Source organism: Polyangium sorediatum (assembly GCF_029946465.1).
Classification (GTDB): Bacteria; Myxococcota_A; Polyangia; order Polyangiales; family Polyangiaceae; genus Polyangium; species Polyangium fumosum.
On the sequence record NZ_JARZHI010000176.1, the window covers coordinates 1 to 757 of the forward strand.

Annotated in this window: 1 rRNA gene; it reads right to left on the bottom strand. The window is 57.5% G+C overall.

From position 1 onward, the window contains the following. A 16S ribosomal RNA gene (locus QHF89_RS49890) occupies window positions 1-633 on the bottom strand; the annotation flags it as partial. Window positions 634-757 lie beyond the last annotated feature (124 nt).

The window sequence follows — 757 nt, forward strand, 5'->3', positions numbered from 1 at the left end:
GGTTGAGCCCAGGGCTTTCACATCCGACTTTCCGAGCAGCCTACACGCGCTTTACGCCCAGTAATTCCGAACAACGTTTGCACCCTCTGTCTTACCGCGGCTGCTGGCACAGAGTTAGCCGGTGCTTGCTAAAGGGGTACCGTCATCATGCCGTCTATTCGACGACACTTATTCGTCCCCCTCCACAGAGCTTTACAACCCGAAGGCCTTCATCACTCACGCGGCGTCGCTGCGTCAGGCTTTCGCCCATTGCGCAAGATTCCCCACTGCTGCCTCCCGTAGGAGTCTGGACCGTGTCTCAGTTCCAGTGTGGCTGATCATCCTCTCAGACCAGCTACCCGTCTTCGCCTTGGTAGGCCATTACCCTACCAACTAGCTGATGGGCCGCAGGCCCATCCCCTGGTGCGAGCTTTCATGAAGAGGCCCGCTTTTACCTCAATCTCTTGCGAGACCGTGGTCTTATGCTGTATTAGCCCTCCTTTCGGAAGGTTATCCACCACCAGAGGGTAGGTTACCTACGTGTTACTCACCCGTGCGCCGCTTTACCGGGGCCGAAGCCCTTTCTCGCTCGACTTGCATGTGTTAGGCGCGCCGCTAACGTTCGTTCTGAGCCAGGATCAAACTCTCCAGTTAAACTTGCTGGAGGTCACCTCGGTCCGGCTAAAGACCGGGTGACGGCTCATGCCTTATTGGCATGACGTGTTGCCTCGACCGTGCTTGCGCAGGTACGAGGCGAGGGCCACGTCACCACACGTTA